This is a genomic window from Terriglobia bacterium (assembly GCA_020073495.1).
GTDB lineage: Bacteria > Acidobacteriota > Terriglobia > Terriglobales > Acidobacteriaceae > JAIQFD01.
In genome coordinates, this window is sequence record JAIQFD010000002.1 from 304,182 (window position 1) to 322,116 (window position 17,935).

Genomic DNA, 17,935 nt, shown 5'->3' on the forward strand with positions numbered 1-17,935 from the left:
GCGCCGGAGCATCGGTGAACAGTAGGCCTACTCGCGCAAGCGGTTGTGGATGAAGGACTTGTTCCGCAAATAGCGTCCCGCAGCCATTCTGGATGGAGCAAAGCACTTCCGACGCCGCACAACATCTCGGTATAATCCGCGCGACTGGAGCTGGGGATGGCGATAGCCGCAGGATCCCGGTTTGGTCCCTACGAGCTTATTTCGCTCCTTGGTGCTGGCGGAATGGGCGAGGTCTATCGTGCGCACGACCCGCGGCTGCGGCGCTACGTGGCCCTTAAGGTGCTGACGTCATCCCGCGCGACGGATGCCGACCGACTTCGTCGCTTCCAGCAGGAGGCGCAAGCCACCAGCCAGCTCAATCATCCCAATATCCTCGCTGTCTACGATGTCGGCCAGCAGGATGGCATTCCTTACATCGTGTCAGAGTTGCTGGAGGGTGAGACCTTGCGGCAGCGGATCACGCGAGAGCGCCTGCCGCTCCGGCGGGCCATTGAGCTCGCCATCCAGATTGCGCGCGGACTTGCCGCGGCTCACGAGCGCGGAATCATTCATCGCGACCTGAAGCCAGAGAACATCTTCATCACTCGGGACGGGCATACAAAGATCCTGGATTTCGGATTGGCCAAGCTGGTCCGCAGCGAAAATGCGGCCAAAGAGGGCACAACCCTTACGCTCAACACAGAGGCCGGCGTCATGCTGGGCACGGTGGGCTATCTGTCGCCCGAGCAGGCGCGCGGTTTGCCCACTGACCACCGCACCGACATCTTCAGTTTTGGAGCGATCCTCTATGAGATGGTTACTGGGTGTCGTGCTTTCCAAGCAAAGACGGCAGCAGACACGATCGCGAACGTGCTCACCGTCGATCCGCCCCTTCCGTCTGAGAGCGATCACCGCATTCCCACTGCGCTGGACCGCATCATTTTGCATGCCCTCGAAAAAGACCCGGACCAAAGATTCCAGACCGTGCGGGATGTGATCTTCGCGCTGGAGGGGATCACCAACATGTCGTCCGCTGTCGCGGCGATCGTCCCTGGTGCGTTCAAGCGGCGGTGGCCCGCTGCCGTCATACTGATATTGCTGACGGCTGCGGGACTATTGAGTTATCTCTGGCTGCGGCCGCGCCCTGTGCCGGTTCGCCAAACGGCCGCGCCCGTGCTGCTGCAACGGCTGACGGATTTCGTCGGCATGGAACAGTCACCGGCGGTTTCCCCCGATGGCAAGGCCGTGGCATTCTCGGGGGGCGCCGGCACGCCGCATATCTGGGTCCGGTTGCTGGCCGGCGGCGCGCCGCTGAAGATAACGCGGGACGATGTGCCCCACTTTTATCCTCGCTGGTCGCCAGACTCGGGCTCGGTCATCTACTTCTCTCCTTCGGAGGAGCCGGAGCCGCAGGGTGGTGCGATCTACGACATCCCTGCGCTCGGCGGAAGCCCCCGGCGCCTGGCCACCAGCTTCACCGGCGGAGACATCAGCCATGACGGAAAGCGGATCGCTTACTTCCGCCGAGAGAGCGATAAGCCGGAACTGGTGGTCGCGGATCGGAACGGGAGCAACCCGCGCGCGCTGGCCGCGCTGGCTCAGGGCTATGACTACGGTTTTCCGCGGTGGTCTCCTGACGATCGGCTGATCGCCTTCAGGCGCGGACGCGTATTCAACTACGACGTCTTTACCATTGCCACTTCGGGAGGCGAACCACGCCAGATCACCCACGATCTCAAGTTCATGGCGGGATACTCGTGGCTGCCGGACGGCTCTGGCATCCTGTGCAGCTCATCGCGGAATACCACCGCACTTTATTTGCCGAATATGGACCTGTTCGTAGCCAAGCTGGACGGCAGCCCGGTGCGGCAGTTGACGTTCGGCGATACCAGTTTTCTTGATCCGGACGTGGACAGCAACGGGCGGGTGTTCGTTGCCGACCTGCGGCGCGATGTCAACGTGTGGGAATTCTCCATCAACGGATCTCCTGCCGATAACGTGCGGCGGGCCATCCAGGTGACAAATCAGACGGGACAAGTGCAGACGCCTTCGCTTAGTCCCGATGGTGGCGAAATGGTGTACCTGTCAGAGTCAGGTGGGCATAGCAACTTGTGGGTCATGAAGCTCGATGGCTCGGGAGAAGTCCGGCAAATCACCTTCGAACAGGATCCCCGAGTCGCAGTGGGAGTGCCGGTGTGGTCGCCCGACGGACGTCATATCACGTTTTTCACGCGGAGGCCCGGCACGAAGGTCGGCGACCAGTGGGTGGTGGATCCGGACGGTTCGAACCTGCGCCGACTGGTCGCCGAGGGCGGCTGGGCCGCATGGTCGCATGACGGAAAGTGGCTGTACATTTCACCCCAGGGGCGCGAAGGTGAGCCGTACAGGATCACCAAAGTCCCGGTAGACGGTGGGGAGCCGGTGCAGGTGCGTACCGACAGCTCGTTTATAGGTTCGGCGCCAGCTCCCGACGGCAAAACCCTGTACTTCCTCCGGATGAGCAGTCGGGCGGGTGGCCAAGAAGTGGAGATTCATCTTGCTCGACCGGAGGGCGCACCTTCGCAACTCCTTGCCCGGATCCCGGCTCCGCGGCTGCCGCTCTCCTACTTGGTTCAACCCGTGGTTTCGCCGGACGGCAAATGGCTGGCCCTTATGTTGGCGGACGGTGTCACCACCAACATCTATCTCCTGTCCACGAGTGGCGGCCCCTTGCGGCAAGTGACTGATTTCGGCAAGACCGCTACCGAAATCGCCCGGCGGGTTTCATGGTCCTCAGATTCGAAGCACATTTACGCCGCAGTGGCACGCATGGATGCCGATGTAGTTGTAATCATGAATTTATTGCAACGCTGATGACCTTTCATCGGCTGGAGTGCTAAGAGTCCAGCGCGACCCGGACGTCATTGGATGCCGATTGAAGGAGGCTGGGAGTGATCAGGCATGCGCCCGCACTTGCAGCTTAAGAACCCACGAGGTAAGCATCCACATGTAGAGTTTTGTTACAGGCCCTGATGCTCCTCCTGCTCTCCTCCTGAACGAATGCAGCTACCCTAGGCGACTCTCCTGCACGTCACTGCCATCGGTGATATCAGTCACCGAGCGCCCCGCCATCCGGTGGCAGGATGGCAGCCGTCTGGAGCTCCCTGGGGGATGGGATATGGTTGCCTTTGCCGCCACCGAGTTTGCCCCCGCGGCGCGTGCTGACCCCGACGTGCTGGCCCGCCAATCTGCCTACTTCGCCGGCTCCCGTGTCTTTATCGAGCTGATGGATTATGTCCCCGACATGGTCCTGATCCTGAACTCCGAACGGCAGATCGTCTACGCCAACAAGGCCGCGTTGCAGGCCGCGCATCGCCCCGATCGCTCCCTCGTCGTGGGCCTGCGGCCCGGTGAGCTTTTCGGCTGCAAGCATGGCCATGAGTCCGAGGCCGGCTGCGGCACCACCCGCTTTTGCAGCTGCTGCGGGGCCGTCAAGGCTGTCCTCCAGAGCCAGGCCGGCCGCTCCGCGGTCGAGGAGTGCCGCCTCACCATCGCCGGCGAACAGAGCGGCTCGGCTTTGGACCTCAGGATCTGGGCCAGCCCTATGGAGTTCGAAGGCGAGAAGTTCACTTTTTTCGTGGCCGCTGACATCGGGGACGAGAAACGACGGGAGTTCCTGGAGCGCATCTTCCTGCATGACGTGACCAACACGGCCATGACTCTCCAGGCGATGTCTTTGCTGCTGAGCACGCAGGGTCTGGGTCCTCAGTCACAGAAAAATGCCGGACAACAGGAGCACGTGCGCCACATCCGTGCTCTCGCCGATCAGCTCCTGGACCAGCTTGACGCGCAGCGCCAGCTCGTCGCTGCCGAGAACGGCGACCTCCAGCTTCGCATCGCCCCCGTGCGCTCGCTGGAGCTGTTGGATGAAGTTTCCGCTGTGTATCGGCGTCAGCAGGTCATGGAAGGCCGCCGGCTGAGGGTTGCTGACGACAGCGTCGACATCCTCTTCCAGAGTGACAAGCGCCTCTTGAGCCGCGTCCTCCGCAACATGGTCAAGAACGCCCTCGAGGCTACTACGCCGGGAGAGACCGCCACCCTTGGCTGTCGCCTCGACGCGGACCGGATCGTCCTCTGGGTCCACAACCGGACCTACATGCCCGAGAACGTCCGTCTCCAGATCTTCAGCCGTTCTTTTTCGACCAAGGGAGCGGGCCGCGGCCTCGGCACTTACAGCATGAAGTTCCTGACCGAGAAGTACCTCGGCGGGAAGCTGGATTTCACTTCGACCGAAGCCGGCGGCACGACATTCTACGCGTCCTATCCCGTGACTCTGGCGGTGCATCAGCAAGAGCTTAAGCGGGCGTGAACTTCGCCAGGTCGAAGATCCCGAGCTTTTTCTCTAGCTCTCCGACCTTGTCCACCATGCCTTCAAAGCCTTCCTTGCCGAAGAGCTCGTGTTCTTTTTTCTCGAAGTCCTCGCCCATCGCGTCGTATTCGTTTCTTGAAACGATGGAGTGCAAGGCAGGGAAAAGCACGGTGTCTTCGCGCGCCTCGTGCGGCCGATACATGCGAACAAAGAGGTTGATGTCGCGGATGACCTGGGCCCCGCGGCGCCTGGCTCCCGTACCGCTGGTGGCTTGCAGGATGCGCGCGGTCACGGTGCGTCCGGCCTCGTGTTGCTTGCGGAGAGTGGCTACCAGATCGGTGAGCTTGCCGGCCCTCTCGAAGCGCGGGAACAGGTGGTCCTCTTCCAGCTTCTCGTGGTAGCTCTCGATAAAGCTCTTGATGATCTCGGCCGCTTGGTTCAAGACAGCAGGGTCGAAGCCGCTCCTCGCGGCGATTCGCCGTCCGCATGCCTCGTACACCATCAGCACGCGGTTGAGCAGCCCGTGCTCGCGCATGAGGTCCTCAACCGGCGAGACATCCTCTTCTTCGTCTTTTTGCTGGGCGTGCAGCGCGAGCGATGGTGAGATTGCGAGGCTGCTCACCAAAAGTCCAGTTTGAGTCAGAAAACGGCGGCGGTCACGAGTGTCTTGCATGAATCCTCCACGTCGGGTTATTTGCGGGTCCGTTCCAGGATCGCGCGTTCTGTCTCTGCGGCCTGTTGCTGGATATGTTGCGGCACGTCGGGCGACGCGCTCTTGTAAGGGCGGACCACCGGCAGGTCTTCTGGCTGTCCCACAAGGTACAACGCCCGCAGCGCCTCCCACACCTGCTCGACCGGTGGCGCCAGCACCGCGATCTCCGCCCCATTCTCCATCGGCGTCCCCGCCCTTGAGCTGACGGAGACCACGCGTCCGGTGGAGGGAGCGCGGACGTCGTCGTTTCCGATGCGCGCCACCAGCCCGCCCTCCCGCACTGTCTGCCCCGGCTTGGCGGCATCGGAGAGCGTGCCGGCGTGCGGCGCTCTTACCGTTACCGGCTGGAGCAGCGCCAGGATCTGCAGCCGCCCGCTGGCGTCGCCGAAGCGCACCAGCGATAGCGCCGCGTTCCCCCGCACCGTGCTCGAGGCGTCGTTCAGCATTCCCAGCAGTGCCTGGTGGAACTCGGGGCGCGTAGCGTCCTGTCCCATTACCCAGGCGTCGGTGTTGCGGATCTCTTCCACCGGAGAACTCGCCAGCTTTACCAGCGCCGGGTACCACTGCTGCGCCGACCGGTCGCCCCGCCCCATGCGCTCTCCCACCTGCACCAGCGCGTGCTGGATGTGCCGCGGCTTGCTGGTATCGGCCAGGTATTGGGAAAGCTCGTTGTCTGTCAGCGGACGCCCGAACCACGTGCTCTGCCAGAACAGGAAGGGCATCAGCACGATCCCCCACGCCGTCAGCCAGAACAGGATCTTTGTCCGCGTGGACATGTGCCCGCGCTTCGGCGTAATCGAGTCGGCCAGTGGGGCGTTTTCGGTCTGCAGTTGTTCGCTCATCGTCGACTTCACAAATCACAATTCACAAATCACAAATCGATCATCTCCGTCATTCAACATCTGCATCCAACACTCCCGGCTGCTCCAGGTAATGTGATACCGCATACTGCGCCAGCAATGGCGTCTGCAGCTTGATCACCGCTCCGCGCCATTCTCCCATGGCATGCGGAGCCCCGGGCGCGTGCTTGCACTCGCCGCTCGACCCATACTCCGCCCCGAACGTGGCGCTCTGGATCTCGCCGAAATGCTCGATTCGGCGCCACGCTTCATCGCCAACGGTACCGCCAATATCGATTCTTAATCGCACGCTTGCCATAGATCACGCATAGAGCCGATATAGCATTATGTAGATCACCACTCCCGTCACCGACACGTACAGCCATATTGGATACGTCCACTTCGCGATCGCCTTGTGCCGGTCGAACCTCTCCCGCAGCGCGCGGACCAGGGTGACGATCACCAGCGGCACGACCACCGCGGCCAGTACCGTGTGCGTCAGCAGGATCGCGAAATAGACCGGCCGGATCCACCCCTGCCCGGTGAACCGCACCGACCCGACGTGCGCGTGATAGTAAAGATATGAAGCCAGGAAGAGGGAAGACGAGACCACCGCCGCGATCATCACTCCACGGTGTGCAGTTCGCCGCCCGGCGCGGATCAATCCGATTCCCGTCGTGATCAACAGCGCACTGGTGGCATTCAGGCTGGCGTTGATGACCGGGAAGATCGCGTAGTCTGGCATCAGGCGGCAGGTTTCGTGCTCCGCCGGTTGGCGATCAGGAACGCGGCCAGGAAGACCACGACGGAAAATCCCGCCAGCACCGACACGCACGTGCTCACCGGGAATTCCGCGGCTGCGCTGCCCGGGAACAGCACTGCCCGCAGCCCTTCATTGCCGTAGGTGAGAGGGTTGGCGCGCATGATCCACCGGATCCACCCCGACGCTCCACTCAGCGGGAACAGTGCCCCCGACAGCAGCCACAGCGGGATCAGCAGCAGGTTCACGATGGCGTGGAACCCCTGGGTCGAGTCCATCTTCCAGGCGATGGCGAATCCCAGCGCGGTCAGGGAGAACGAAACCAGGACGACGATCAGCGCCACCAGCCCGAATTGCTCCAGGCCGAAATGCACGCCGATGAACGGCGCGAACACCAGGAAAATGAGCCCTTGTGCCGCCGCCAGCGTCGTTCCGCCCAGCACCTTGCCCAGCACGATCACCGTCCGGCTGATGGGCGCCACCAGCACCGACAGCAGGAACCCTTCCTTGCGGTCCTCGATCACCGACATCATGGCGAAGATCGAGGTGAACAGCACGATCATGGTCAGCGCGCCGGGGAAGAAGTATTCCAGGTAGTGCCCGCTTCCGTCCTTTGCGCGGAACGACGTCCCGAAGCCCGATCCGATCACCAGCCAGAACAGCAGCGGAGACAGGATCACCCCGATCACCCGGCTCCTCTGCCGGTAGAAGCGCACGATCTCCCGCCACCACAGCGAAGCCGCCGGCAGCAGGATTCCGCTGCTCCCCTGGCGCGTCACCGCGCGTCTCTGGGCCGTTTCCTCCGCCGCAATGGTGGTGCTATGCGCCATTCGCCGCTTTCTTGTCCGAACCGGGGATCAACCCCATCGCTTTCGCCTGCAAGCCGGCATTCAGCAGGAACACGCCCGCCATCGCCGTCAGGATCAGGCTCATGAACAGCCCGTCCACCGTCTCCAGCCACCCGCTGGCCCCGATCCACCCGATCCCCGCCAGCGGCAGCAATCCCAGCACGACACTGATCACCAGCATCCCCACGCGATCCGTCCCTCTGCTTATATTTTACTTTCTATCGCCATTTCCTTCGTTCCAGAACCTGTGTCCTGTCCGGTCGATGAACACATCCTCCAGCGTCGGCTTGCTCACCGACACCGACTGGATCTCCCCCGGAAACGCCTCCACCACGTCGGTGACGAACCTGTGTCCCTGCTCGATCTCCAGCCGCACCTTGCCGTCCATGACCGCGGGCTTCACTCCGAATCTTTGCCCGATCTTTCCCGCCAGCGCTTCCGCATCTCCCGCCGTTTCCAGCAGGATCACGTCTCCGCCGATCTCATGCTTGAGCTCCGCCGGCGTGCCCAGCGCGACCAGCTTTCCGTGGCTGAGGATCGCCAGACGGTCGCAGTGCTCAGCCTCTTCCATCAGGTGCGTGGTCACGATGATGGTGATTTGCTCCTCATCTCTCAGCTTGCTCAGGTACAGCCACAGGTCCCGCCGCGCCCCCGGATCCAGTCCCGTGGTCGGCTCATCCAGCAGTAACACCGACGGATGGTGCAGCAGCCCCTTGGCCAGCTCCACCCGCCGTTGCATCCCGCCGGAAAAGGTCTCGACCTTGTCGTCGGCGCGGTCGCCCAGCGCCACCCGGCCCAGCATCTCCAGGATGCGCTGCTTCAGCGGCGCCCCTCGCATCCCGTACAGATGCCCCTGGTGCCACAGATTCTCCGCGGCAGTCAGCTTGACGTCCACGCTCTCCGCCTGGAACACCACCCCGATCTGCCGCCGCACCTGGTTCGGGTCGCGCGCCGTATCGAATCCCATGATCGTCGCCCGTCCCGCGCTGGGCAGCATCAGCGTGGACAGGATGCGGAACAGCGTGGTCTTCCCGCTTCCATTCGGTCCCAGCAGGCCGAAGATCTCCGCCTCCCGCACTTCGAACGACACATCGTCCAGCGCCACGCGGTCGTCGTACCGGTGCCCCAGCGACGCGACTTGGATCACGGCATTGTCCATGGAGAGGAAACTCGTGTGGGACAGCCGCCCTCGGCTGTCTACATCGCCGGATTCAGCATCATCACGGCGAACAGGATCGGCAGGTAGACGACGCTGGCGATCAGCACATGCCGCGCCGGGGCTTTCGACCGCGGCGCCGTCGCAGCCAGCCGCATGCGGCCCAGCCGCAAACCCATCCACAGGAATCCGATGCCCAGCAGCAACGCCGCGATGAAGTATATCCGGCCCGCCATGTGCAGGAACGTCGGCGCCATGCTGACCGGGATCAGACCCAACGAGTATAGAACGATGGCCCGCACCGTCGAGCGCCCGTCGGCGTGCACCACCGGGAGCATGCGGATCTGCGCCCGCTCATAGTCCTCGCGGTACAGCCAGGCGATGGAATGGAAGTGGGGGAACTGCCAGAAGAATACGATTGCGAACAACACCAGCGCTTCCCATTCCAGCCGGCCGCGCGCCGCCGTCCAGCCCAGCACTCCCGGCATCGCCCCGGGAAACGCTCCCACGAAGGTGCACAGCGGCGAGATCTTTTTCAGCGGGGTGTACAGCCCCAAATACGCCGCCGACGTCGCCAGTGCCAGCAGGCCGGTCAGCAGGTTGCACGCCAGCGCCAGGTACACCACCCCGATGCACGTCGCCAGGATGGTCACGATGGTGGCGTGCCGCATCCCCATGCGCTTGGCGGGCAGCGGACGCCGCTCCGTCCGTCGCATCAGCGCATCATCCTCGTGCTCGATGACCTCGTTCAATCCCGCTGTCCCGCCGGCCACCAGCCCGATGCCCAGCAGGGCGTGCAACAGCCCCCACGACAGGGAACTGGCCCCCGACCGCAGTGCGCCGAAGTAGAACCCGCACCACGCCGTCATCACGATCAGCGAGGTCACGCGCGCCTTGAACAGTTCGGCATAGTCCTGCGCCAGCGACAGTACGCCGTTGCGTGCCACCGGAGTGGGATAGGTGATGCTGCTCATGCGCCTGCCGCCTTGGCCGCCGGCGCGTGCGCCAGCACCACCAGCGGACGCATCGCCACGTGCCGCTGCGTCTGGATGGCCAGCACCACGCAAATCGCTAGCACCAGAGCGCCGTTCACCACGTGCGCCACCGTCGCCAGCACCGCCGGCAGCATCGGCTGCGGCGCTGATGCATACGTCATCCGCGTCATCCAGCCGATGAAACCCAGCGACAGTTGCAGGATCAGCAGCCACAGCAGCGCCATCGCCGGACGGCCCAGTTGTTTGTAGTGGGAGAATTCCGACAGCACCCGCATCACCGTCCACACCAGCAGAGTGGTCACCACCACCGCTCCGAACAGGTGGGGCACCAGCTTCATCCCGTTGTGCCGGAACCCCGCTCCCAGGATGAGCTGCACGAAGACCGCCCCCACCGATAACAGCGTGAGCGTGTGCAGCCTCGGATGCTTCGCTTCCGCCAGGTGCAAGGGTTCACTCTCGATCCATCCGCGGCTGGTGAACAGCGCCATCGCCACCGTGATGCAGAAGAACGTTTGCGCCAGCGCCGCGTGCGCTGTCGAGATCGCCCAGGGCAGGTAGAGCATCACCGTCAGCCCGCCCACGATCCCTTGCCCCAGCACCGTGCCCAGCGCCGCCCAGCCCAGTTGGCGCATCCACAGGCGCTGCTCCGACCGGTACGTCCAGATGGCTAGAATGATGGTGAGCACTCCGATCACCTGGGCCACGATGCGGTGCCCGTGTTCGTACATGATCCCGCCCGCCATGGGCACTTGGAAGTAGGAATAGGTGACCGGCCAGTTGCCGAACGAGGTCGGCCAATCCGGCACCGCCAGCCCGGCCTCGTTGCTGGTGACCAGCGCCCCCACGATCAGCAGCAGGAAGGTGCAGCCGGCGAGCACGCACGTGAACCTGTGCAGCCGCCGGTTGTATTGGACCTCGGTGATTTGCAGACCCCTGCTCCTGTGAAGCTTCTACGGGAGAATCGATTCCGCCATGCCGGCGGACGATGGAATTTCTTGCTTCCCGATCCGGGAAAAGACCCCCAGTGATCCCGGTCACACGCCGACGTGACAGTGTACCAAAGGCTGGGCCTGCTTCCCGCAGGCCGTTGCGGCGGGCATCTCCGCCCGCCGCTCCTGGCCACTATCCACTAACCACTATCCACTGCTTACGCGCCTTCCTTGAAGGTGAAGTCCGCGGCCTTGCTCTCCTTGGGCCCTACCGTGACCTTCACGTCCTGCGCCCCGTACTTCTCGTGCACGGCCGTTACTGTGTACGTTCCCGGCGGCAGGCCCTTCAGTTCGAACTTGCCATCCTTGCCGGTCACCGCGAAGAACGGGTTCTTCACCACCCCGATGTACATCTTCATCCACGGGTGCTGGTTGCACTTCACCGGGATCAGCACTTCCTGGCGGGCGAAGGTCTTGTCGATGGGCGCGCCCTTGGGCGGCTGCGACTCGTTCCACTCTTTGTTGTCCTTGGGCGATGGGTGGATGTTGTGCGTGGTGTTGTCGCTGTTGACGATTTCCACCGTCTGCCCCGCCATCACGCCGATCACGTGCGGGTGGTAGCGGCAACCCTGCTGGTCGAGCTTCGCCGGTTCCTTCGGGACGTCGAAGGTCCGGTCTCCCAGCCCCTCCTTCACGTACACGAAGACGTTGGCCAGCTTCCCGTTGTCCACCACCACTGCCTCGTTGACGTTGTCGCCCTTGCAGGCCGGGTCCTGGCTCATGTCGATCTTTTGCGCTTTCGGCGCCTTGCCGTCGAACTTCACCGTGCCTGTCACCGTGGCCGCGGTGGCTGGATCGATCGGCGCCGCCTTCTTGGCCTCCGGTTGGGCGGCCGGTTGCGCCGCCGGTTCTTCCTTCTTGCTGCAGCCTGCCACCGAAAGCAGCAGGCCCAGCATGGTCACTAATGCGATCAACTTTGCCATTTTCATGACGTCTGTACCTTCCTTATGCGTTTAGATCTCTTAGTCAAATCAGACATTCTAACTCTAGCGAGTCTAATGTGGTGATGTGGGGGCGTATCTGCGACCCGCCCAGCAGGTATCCCTTCGTGACCTTTGTGCGACCGTTGTGCCCTCTGTGGTGAGGCCTTGCTTTACCTTCCGCTACCGGCTGCTGACGACGAAGGCTTCACCGGCTTCGCGCTCGACGCTTTGGCCGGCCCGCTCTTCATCATGCCCGATACCCGCCTCTGCTCTTCCGCCGTGAGCGCGAAGATGTACCGCACCAGCAGTTTGGTGTGGTCCTTGTCGTACCCCTGGAACGAGGCTGGCGTCGGCCCGCTGAACACCCACTGCTCGCCTTGCCTGTGGAACAGCCCCGACGGCATCGACGTCCCCGGGCTGATCGACTGCGGATCGATGATCCACCGCTCCGTCCATCCTGGCTTCAAGCGGTCCTTGGCCATCAGGAAGTTGGGCGCCGTCGCGTGCTGGTCGTGCGCGGCGTCGCCTGTGGCATGGCATTTCAGACAGGGGGCCGCCACCGACGAGAACAGGCTCCGCCCCATCTCCGTTTCTTTCGGCGTCAGCGCCTCCAGTTGCTGCCGGATGTACGGCATGGGCTGCTGCTGCGCCGCCTGGAAGAAACGCACCAGCTTCCGCAGCTCGCTCTCCGAGAAGTTGAACGTCGGCATCCGCACTTTCAGGTACGGACGCACCCCGTTGCGATTTGTGTCCGACTCGCTCAGCGAGGGATTGTGCAGGAACCGCAGCAGCCATTCGGGATCGACGCGCGCGCCCTCGGTAAGTAGCTTGGGCGGCAACTGTTCTTTCCAGTCCGGATCCTGGTAGCGCGGCAGTTGCATCAGAGTGCTCGGCTGTCCGGAAAGGAACTGGTGGCAACCCATGCAGTTGTACTTCTTGACGATCCACCAGCCTTCCTGCACGTCATGCCGCCAGTCTTCCGGCTTGTACTGGTAGCTCGCGGGAAGGGAAGTCTCCTGGCTGCCCAGCAGGAACGTGGTCAGAGCCCGCACCTGCTCTTTGCTCAGGTGCAGGTTGGGCATGCGCAGCTTCTCCGTCTCCGACTTGATCTTGCCCTGGTCGTAGATGTTCGGCTCCGCCAGCTTGTGCTCGAAGAAGCCCTTGTGGTCGTACCACGGGCCCTTGGCCGGGCCTTCCGGCAGCCGCTCCAGGTCTTCCGCGTCGGTGATCGGCTCTTTGCCGCCCACTTCCGCCGGATGCGTCAGCAGCGCGAAGTCCAGGCGTTCGATCGGCTTCGAGCCTTCCGCAGTCAGCTCCGTCCCGATGCGTCCTTCCTCCTCGAACCCCGAGATCTCGTGGCAGCCCGCGCAGCCGAAATGCCGGATCCACCCCCGTCCCGCCTCCTTCAGCTTCGGATCGTCCATGAACGAGGCGTTTGCATACGACGACGGGTCCTTCTTCTTTTGCCCGATGAGGTAGGTGGCGATGTCCCGCGCGTCGTCCTCCGACAGCCGCAGGATCGGCATCACCGTCATGTTCTGGATTTGCAGCTCGTGGCCGTCGTTCGGGCACCGGCTGTGCGCCTCGTCGAACACGTAGGGCAGGCCCTTCTTCGCGTAATCCTCCGGCCCGATGTCCTTCTTCTCGTACGCGCAATAGGGGCGCGTGCGCTGCCGCGGGTTATGGATCCAGCGCACCAGGTAGTCGTAGTTCGCCTTTTCGCCCACCCGCGTCAGGTTGGCGGCGAACGTCCCGCCCACCAGCTCGCTGCCCTCGCCCATGGAGTGGCACGCCATGCAGCCCCGGGTCTCGAACAGGTCCTTGCCGTGCGCCGCGTTGCCCGGCTTCTGCTGCGGCAGGGCATCGCTCACCGCCGTCTGCCACAGGTACGCCGAAATCGACTTCACCTGCTCGTCATTCAGCCGGAAGTTCGGCATCTTCGACGTCGGCCGGAACTCCGTCGGCTTGTGGATCCAGACCGGGATCCAGTTCTTGTTCAGCTTCGCCCGCACGTCCTTCAGGTTCGGCCCGATCTTCTTCATGTCGCGCAGAAGGTTGCGCGATTGCAGGTCGAGCTGCTCGATCCGCCCGAAGATCTTGCTGTTCTCGATCTTCAGCGCCTCCGCCCTGGCATACAGCCGGTTGGCCTCCGCGTTGTCGCTGGCGTTGTCGCCCTGCTTGGTGAAGATCGCCGCCTGCTTCAGGTTGTCCTTATTCTGCTGCTCCAGTTGCTTGATTTGCTGCCGCGCGCTCTGCAGGTCCTCCGGCTCCTTGTCGTAGCCCTCGTAGCGGTGGCAGCCGTTGCATCCCCGCTGCCGGAACAGGTCCTTGCCCTCGTTGATGATCTCCGCGGAATCGCCGGCCAGCACCATGTCCGCCGCGTGGCAGCTCTGGCACCCCGCCTGCACGTTCTCCTTGGCAAAGAGCGGCCACAGCCAGTGTTCGTAGTGCCCGTGCGCCTTCTCCACGCTGGTCGTCGCTCGCCCGTTGCCCCCATGACACGGCGAACAGCCGAATTTTTCCGGGTCGTGAGTGCTCAGCAGCTCTCTGGGATGGCCCACGAAGGCGCGCGCGTACTCATCCGGCTTGGCCCCCTTCGGCGTCATCGACGCCAGGGTCAGCTTCACCGGCTCGCGCACTCCCATGTGGCACGATTCGCAGCGGTCTACGATGTTCGCCGACGCCACGTTGATCTGCTGGATCTCCGGCTCGAACCGCTGGGAGTCCTTCAGCGACGAATCCCCCATCTTCCTTTGCAGGCCCGCGATCTGCTCCGGCGTCAGCTCCGACATGTGATCGGAGAGGTACTGGTCGCGCCTGGCCGCCGCTGCTTTGGCTGGTTTCGTGACCTCGGCCAATTGCCCGATCTGCGCCGCTTTCTGGTTCTTCAGGTCGGCGTAGAGTGCGTCGAGTTCGTTGAACGACAGCTTCTTGCCCTTGTACTCGGGCAGGTTGACCTCGAACTGCTGCTGCTTCTTGTATTCCTCCAGGGCGGCCAGCTTGCGCTCCCGGCTGCTCCCGCTGCTGGTCTCGGCGTCGTAAGTGTCGGCCGTGACGTGCGCCCGCGCGTCCGTGAACGTGCTCTGCACGATCGCGATCTTCTCGTTCAGTTCGTTGATCCTCTGCTGGATCTGCTTCGCTTCTCCGGAAACCGAAGCCTCCGCCGCCTTGGCCACCGCGTCCAGCTTCTTGTATTCCTCGTCATCCTTGACCTGCTCTTCCGCCTTGCCGGAAGTGCTGCGCGTCTGCCGCAGCAGCGACAGGTAGCGTGTCCGGAACTCCTCCTGGTAACGCTTCCACGGACGTTGCCCGTAGGCCTCGTCCCACAGCGCCCAGAACAGCGTCGCGATCAGCAGCACCGACGCGATCAGGTAGTGCAGCGTGTACGATTTCGTGACTATCGGATCGTCTTGAAGTTCTTCCGCCATAGCCTTCTTTATCCCGCCTTCAGTTCACGACAAAGACTTGATTGGCGTCATCCTGAGCGAGCGCGGCGCTTTTTGCCGCGCGAGTCGAAGGACCGCTACTTCTGAAGCTCAAACATTGAACCATGGTGTCACCTTGAGGCGCTTGGCGGGCGTGAGCGAGCACGCGCGGGAGCCCGCCGCCGAAATCCTGAGCGCGAAGCGCGAAGGACCTCTTCAAACATTGAACCATGGTGTCACCCACACGTACTTGATGTGGAACAACAGCCGGATCAGGATCTTCACCGGCAGCGACAGCATCAGCAGAATGAAGATCATCAATGTGTTGTATTGCAGAAAGCTCATGCGCCGGTAATTCTGCGGGTTGTACCTCTTGAACAGCGTGTGCACCGCCAGCCCGCCGATCACGAAGTACGCTCCCACCACCACCGCCCCGAAGATGATCTTGCCCCAGTTCGACACGATGCCGAACAGGTCCGGCAGGTCCCGGTTCACCTCGTAGATCACCTTGTTGTGGTCCCACGTCTGCCCAGGCCAGAACCACATCCATCCCGGTCCGCGGATGAACGTGCCGATGATGATCATGCTCACCCACAGGATGATGAACCCGAACACGAACGTCCCGATCGCGAACCCGCGCTGCTTGAGGGTGTAGTAACCGGACCCCAGCGGATTCGTGTCTATGTACGGGATCACCATCAGCCCCACGATGATCAGCGTCGGCATCACCACGCCCGCGATCCAGGGGTCGAAGTACACCAGCATTTCCTGCAATCCCAGGAAGTACCACGGCGCCTTCGCCGGGTTCATGGTCAGGTTGGGATTCGCCGGCTCTTCCAGCGGCGCGCTCAGCGTGATCGACCAGATCATCAGGATGATGGTCACGATGATCGCCGCCAGGAACTCCACCCGCAGCAGGAACGGCCACACGTGGATTTCCTTTTGCCAGCCCGGCTTGAACGGCCAGGTCTTGCGGTGGTGCGTCTTGGCCATCGCCGGGTCGGTCTCCAGTTGGGCGATGAGCTGGTCGTTGGCCCGCGCCTGCTTCCACGCCAGCCAGCAATAGAAGATCACCAGCGGCAGCAGCGCCACGATTGGCACGTTGTCAGGCGTCGATGCGATCGTCCATAGCTGGTACCAGTCCATTTACCTTTCCTCCACTGGTGTCATCCTGAGCGAGCGCCGCCCATTTTCGGCGGCGCGAGTCGAAGGAGCCCTACCTGCACTTGATTCGTCAAGCACTCCGGGCGCTTTTCACCATCGTGCGCCCTTCCTTGATCTCAGACTCAAGCTGCACCGGCGCCGGGCCGCTGATCCCGCCGTCTTTTCGCACTCTCCAGAAGTGCACGATCATGAAGATGGACGCGATGATCGGGATCCCGATGCAATGCCAGATGTAGGCTCGCAGCAGCGCATTCGCGTCCACGATCGATCCGCCCAGCAGCCCGAAGCGCACGTCGTTGTACGGCGTCATGCCCAGTTGCGGACCGAACGGGCCCTCGTGTCCCAGCCCCGGCGTCGCCCGCGCCATGTTCGTGCCCACCGTCACCGCCCAGAACCCCAGCTGATCGTCCGGAAGCAAATACCCGGTGAACGACAGCAGCAGGGTCAGCACCAGAAGAATTACGCCCACGTTCCAGTTGAACTCGCGCGGCTTCTTGTAGCTGCCCGTCAGGAACACTCGGAACATGTGCAGCCACACCGCGATGATCATCAGGTGCGCCGCCCAGCGATGCATGTTTCTCAGGATTTTTCCGAAGGGTACGTCATGCTCCAGGTACAGGATGTCCCGGAACGCCTGCACTTTACTCGGATGGTAATAAAACATTAGTAATACGCCGGTGAAGGTGAGGACGATGAAGAGGTAAAACGTGATGCCGCCCATGCCCCAGGTGTAGCTGTAGCGCACAGCGTCGCGATTGATCTTGGCGGGATGCAGGTGCAGGAAGACGTTCGACAGCACGCCCAGGGCGCGGTTGCGCGGCGTGTCGTCGTGCTTGTGGCGGAAGATGGAGGTAAAGACCTGGGTCTTAGTCGGATCTTTCAGCAACTCCTTCTGTTCTTTGGCCTTGGCGAGCATCTCCTCGGGCAGAGTGCTCATACTGTCTTTCAGGTCCTTGATGAAGCTGCCGTCGCCGTGTCCGTTGCCGCCAGCCGGCGTCTCCTTGACCTGCGCGTCTTTCTTTTCTTCCGCCATGAACCACAACCCCCAATTCCTGCTCGACCGCCGAGGGCGGCCGTCCTACACCAACCGGCTAGACCGGGATGTACGCTCCGGGATCGTTGAACTTGCTGGGCTGCCCCTTGGGCCACTGGTACAGCTTGCTGGTATCCACGACGATCTGCCCGGTGGGATCGAGTTCGATGTGGGCGCGGTCCATGGGACGCGGGGCCGGGCCCTCGAAGTTGATCCCTTCGCTGTCGTAGCCCGAGCCGTGGCACGGGCACTTGAATTTGTTCTCCGCCGACTTCCAGTCGGGGGTGCAGCCCAGGTGGGTGCAGCGCGCATAGATGATGAACATGCGGTCGGGCGTGCGGTCCACCCAGATGCGATACGCCTGCTGCCATTTCGTATCCACGCCCAGCCCGTAGTCCGCCGGGTAGCCGATCTTGAAGACGGTGTTGGGTTCGAAAAGAGTGCGGGGAAGGAAGAAGCGGAAGAAGGCGATCAGCCAGGCGGCGAGGAAGGCGACGATGGCGCTCCAGATGAGGGTGCGGCGCCGCTGGTCCACCTCGGTGTTGCGCGGCCCGACGGCGGCGATGCCCCCGGCGGCAGCGGCCTTGGAGGTGCCGACCGCGGGAGTGCCCACGTACTTGGTGGCAGGCGCCGCTGGTGCCGGCGGTGTCTTGGTTTCGGTATCAGCCATTCACAATCCTTCGCTGCTCAGTCGTCCCTACGGGACTCACGTTGACTGTCCCGCATTCCCGGCACTGACGTGCCGGGCTACATTCATCCGGCCC

Annotated in this window: 16 protein-coding genes; 2 read left to right on the forward strand and 14 right to left on the reverse strand. The window is 62.9% G+C overall.

Going from position 1 to position 17,935, the window contains the following annotated elements:
* Window positions 1-156 precede the first annotated feature (156 nt).
* Together LAN37_05145 and LAN37_05150 are read left to right on the forward strand one after the other, a co-directional pair.
* Window positions 157-2,832: a serine/threonine-protein kinase gene (locus LAN37_05145; GenBank protein ID MBZ5646593.1), complete on the forward strand. Its 2,676-nt coding sequence runs from the start codon at window positions 157-159 to the stop codon at window positions 2,830-2,832.
* A 304-nt stretch (window positions 2,833-3,136) separates the two neighbouring features.
* Window positions 3,137-4,327, forward strand: a complete 1,191-nt coding sequence (locus tag LAN37_05150) for a PAS domain-containing sensor histidine kinase (protein ID MBZ5646594.1) — start codon at window positions 3,137-3,139, stop codon at window positions 4,325-4,327.
* Here LAN37_05150 and LAN37_05155 read toward each other — a convergent pair.
* The 14 genes from LAN37_05155 to LAN37_05220 all read right to left on the reverse strand — a co-directional run bounded on the left by LAN37_05155 (window position 4,314) and on the right by LAN37_05220 (window position 17,841).
* A complete protein-coding gene (locus tag LAN37_05155) occupies window positions 4,314-5,000 on the reverse strand; it encodes a hemerythrin domain-containing protein (GenBank protein ID MBZ5646595.1) in 687 nt (228 codons plus the stop codon). The two genes, LAN37_05150 and LAN37_05155, sit on opposite strands and share 14 nt — an antisense overlap.
* A 17-nt stretch (window positions 5,001-5,017) precedes the next feature.
* Window positions 5,018-5,881 carry a hypothetical protein gene (locus LAN37_05160; GenBank protein ID MBZ5646596.1) on the reverse strand — a complete coding sequence of 288 codons (864 nt, stop codon included), beginning with the start codon at window positions 5,879-5,881 and terminating at the stop codon, window positions 5,018-5,020.
* Between the two features lie 49 nt (window positions 5,882-5,930).
* Complete coding sequence (locus LAN37_05165; protein MBZ5646597.1) at window positions 5,931-6,197, reverse strand: hypothetical protein; 267 nt, start codon at window positions 6,195-6,197, stop codon at window positions 5,931-5,933.
* A gap of 3 nt (window positions 6,198-6,200) precedes the next feature.
* A complete protein-coding gene (locus tag LAN37_05170) occupies window positions 6,201-6,623 on the reverse strand; it encodes a DUF420 domain-containing protein (protein MBZ5646598.1) in 423 nt (140 codons plus the stop codon).
* Window positions 6,623-7,468 (reverse strand): ABC transporter permease, encoded by an 846-nt coding sequence (locus LAN37_05175; GenBank protein MBZ5646599.1) that lies wholly within the window; start codon window positions 7,466-7,468, stop codon window positions 6,623-6,625. Before LAN37_05175 ends, LAN37_05170 begins: the two co-directional genes overlap by 1 nt.
* Complete coding sequence (locus LAN37_05180) at window positions 7,458-7,667, reverse strand: hypothetical protein (protein MBZ5646600.1); 210 nt, start codon at window positions 7,665-7,667, stop codon at window positions 7,458-7,460. Before LAN37_05180 ends, LAN37_05175 begins: the two co-directional genes overlap by 11 nt.
* A gap of 30 nt (window positions 7,668-7,697) precedes the next feature.
* Window positions 7,698-8,645 carry an ATP-binding cassette domain-containing protein gene (locus LAN37_05185; GenBank protein ID MBZ5646601.1) on the reverse strand — a complete coding sequence of 316 codons (948 nt, stop codon included), beginning with the start codon at window positions 8,643-8,645 and terminating at the stop codon, window positions 7,698-7,700.
* Between the two features lie 38 nt (window positions 8,646-8,683).
* Window positions 8,684-9,616: a heme o synthase gene (gene cyoE, locus LAN37_05190; GenBank protein ID MBZ5646602.1), complete on the reverse strand. Its 933-nt coding sequence runs from the start codon at window positions 9,614-9,616 to the stop codon at window positions 8,684-8,686.
* Complete coding sequence (locus LAN37_05195) at window positions 9,613-10,515, reverse strand: COX15/CtaA family protein (protein ID MBZ5646603.1); 903 nt, start codon at window positions 10,513-10,515, stop codon at window positions 9,613-9,615. The genes cyoE and LAN37_05195 overlap by 4 nt, the downstream gene beginning before the upstream one ends.
* A gap of 269 nt (window positions 10,516-10,784) precedes the next feature.
* A complete protein-coding gene (locus tag LAN37_05200) occupies window positions 10,785-11,549 on the reverse strand; it encodes a carboxypeptidase regulatory-like domain-containing protein (GenBank protein MBZ5646604.1) in 765 nt (254 codons plus the stop codon).
* Window positions 11,550-11,719: 170 nt separating this feature from the next.
* Complete coding sequence (locus LAN37_05205; protein ID MBZ5646605.1) at window positions 11,720-14,977, reverse strand: cytochrome c; 3,258 nt, start codon at window positions 14,975-14,977, stop codon at window positions 11,720-11,722.
* Between the two features lie 213 nt (window positions 14,978-15,190).
* Window positions 15,191-16,120: a cytochrome C gene (locus LAN37_05210; GenBank protein ID MBZ5646606.1), complete on the reverse strand. Its 930-nt coding sequence runs from the start codon at window positions 16,118-16,120 to the stop codon at window positions 15,191-15,193.
* Between the two features lie 88 nt (window positions 16,121-16,208).
* A complete protein-coding gene (locus LAN37_05215; protein MBZ5646607.1) occupies window positions 16,209-17,075 on the reverse strand; it encodes a cytochrome b N-terminal domain-containing protein in 867 nt (288 codons plus the stop codon).
* Between the two features lie 154 nt (window positions 17,076-17,229).
* Window positions 17,230-17,841 (reverse strand): Rieske 2Fe-2S domain-containing protein, encoded by a 612-nt coding sequence (locus tag LAN37_05220; protein ID MBZ5646608.1) that lies wholly within the window; start codon window positions 17,839-17,841, stop codon window positions 17,230-17,232.
* Window positions 17,842-17,935: the final 94 nt, after the last annotated feature.

Excerpts from the sequence above, each read along its gene's own strand:
- LAN37_05145 (MBZ5646593.1), top strand. The coding sequence starts at position 157 with ATGGCGATAGCCGCAGGATCCCGGTTTGGTCCCTACGAGCTTATTTCG.
- LAN37_05150 (MBZ5646594.1), top strand. The coding sequence starts at position 3,137 with ATGGTTGCCTTTGCCGCCACCGAGTTTGCCCCCGCGGCGCGTGCTGAC.
- LAN37_05155 (MBZ5646595.1), bottom strand. The coding sequence starts at position 5,000 with ATGCAAGACACTCGTGACCGCCGCCGTTTTCTGACTCAAACTGGACTT.
- LAN37_05160 (MBZ5646596.1), bottom strand. The coding sequence starts at position 5,881 with ATGAGCGAACAACTGCAGACCGAAAACGCCCCACTGGCCGACTCGATT.
- LAN37_05165 (MBZ5646597.1), bottom strand. The coding sequence starts at position 6,197 with ATGGCAAGCGTGCGATTAAGAATCGATATTGGCGGTACCGTTGGCGAT.
- LAN37_05170 (MBZ5646598.1), bottom strand. The coding sequence starts at position 6,623 with ATGCCAGACTACGCGATCTTCCCGGTCATCAACGCCAGCCTGAATGCC.
- LAN37_05175 (MBZ5646599.1), bottom strand. The coding sequence starts at position 7,468 with ATGGCGCATAGCACCACCATTGCGGCGGAGGAAACGGCCCAGAGACGC.
- LAN37_05180 (MBZ5646600.1), bottom strand. The coding sequence starts at position 7,667 with ATGCTGGTGATCAGTGTCGTGCTGGGATTGCTGCCGCTGGCGGGGATC.
- LAN37_05185 (MBZ5646601.1), bottom strand. The coding sequence starts at position 8,645 with ATGGACAATGCCGTGATCCAAGTCGCGTCGCTGGGGCACCGGTACGAC.
- cyoE (MBZ5646602.1), bottom strand. The coding sequence starts at position 9,616 with ATGAGCAGCATCACCTATCCCACTCCGGTGGCACGCAACGGCGTACTG.
- LAN37_05200 (MBZ5646604.1), bottom strand. The coding sequence starts at position 11,549 with ATGGCAAAGTTGATCGCATTAGTGACCATGCTGGGCCTGCTGCTTTCG.
- LAN37_05205 (MBZ5646605.1), bottom strand. The coding sequence starts at position 14,977 with ATGGCGGAAGAACTTCAAGACGATCCGATAGTCACGAAATCGTACACG.
- LAN37_05210 (MBZ5646606.1), bottom strand. The coding sequence starts at position 16,120 with ATGGACTGGTACCAGCTATGGACGATCGCATCGACGCCTGACAACGTG.
- LAN37_05215 (MBZ5646607.1), bottom strand. The coding sequence starts at position 17,075 with ATGAGCACTCTGCCCGAGGAGATGCTCGCCAAGGCCAAAGAACAGAAG.
- LAN37_05220 (MBZ5646608.1), bottom strand. The coding sequence starts at position 17,841 with ATGGCTGATACCGAAACCAAGACACCGCCGGCACCAGCGGCGCCTGCC.